The organism is Bradyrhizobium sp. Ses1, assembly GCF_059512365.1.
The window spans coordinates 1-744 of record NZ_JCAMOQ010000190.1 but is presented as its reverse complement, the minus strand read 5'-3'; the positions used below and the strand labels follow the sequence as shown (position 1 = coordinate 744).

1 protein-coding gene and 1 pseudogene are annotated in these 744 nt (G+C 64.2%); both read left to right on the top strand.

Features of this window, described 5'->3' with window-relative positions; genetic code table 11:
• Positions 1-442, top strand: a pseudogene (locus AC5ZG5_RS46305) (IS21 family transposase); the annotation flags it as partial.
• Positions 443-454: 12 nt separating this feature from the next.
• Positions 455-744 (top strand): ATP-binding protein (locus tag AC5ZG5_RS46300; protein ID WP_496165583.1); only part of this gene is annotated, 290 nt, incomplete at its 3' end.

The following is a 744-nucleotide window of genomic DNA, read 5'->3' as shown; positions in this document are numbered from 1 at the left end:
CGCACGAACGGTTGAAATCTTCCTGGGGGGCGAGCGAATCGCTGCGCACATGCGCGGCAGCGGCAACGGGCGGCACAGGACGATCAGCGCCCACATGCCTTCCAGCCACCGGCGCTATGGCGAGTGGACGCCGGCAAAGATCCGCAGCGAGGCGAGCCGGATCGGCCCGATGCTGCGCCTGCTGGTCGACCGGATCATCGAGGATCGGCCGCATCCCGAACAGGGCTATCGTTCGTGCCTGGGTATCCTCCGGCTCGAGAAGCGCTTTGGCACCGAGCGCCTCGAGGCGGCCGCGCTGCGCGCGCTTGAGATCGAGGCTCGCAACTACCCAAGCGTCAAATCGATCCTCGAAAAGGGGCTCGATCGCGTTCCGACGCCCGCGTCCCCCGAGCGCGAGCCGATCATACACACCAACATCAGAGGCTCGGACTATTACCACTAAAAAGGGAAGAAAATGCTGACACACCCCACACTCCACTTGCTTACCCGGCTCGGCCTTACCGGCATGGCCGAGGCCTTCACGCGCCTCGCCGACAACGAGGAGGTCCAGGGTCTCGCTCACGCCGAATGGCTGGCGTTGCTGCTGGACCATGAAGCGACTTGGCGTAACAACCGGCGCCTGGCGCTTCGACTTCGCAAGGCAAAGCTGCGTCATCATGCCGTGCCCGAGGATATCGACTACCGCGCTCCCCGTGGGCTCGACCGCCGCTTGTTCGACATGCTGCTCAACGGAGACTGGATCAA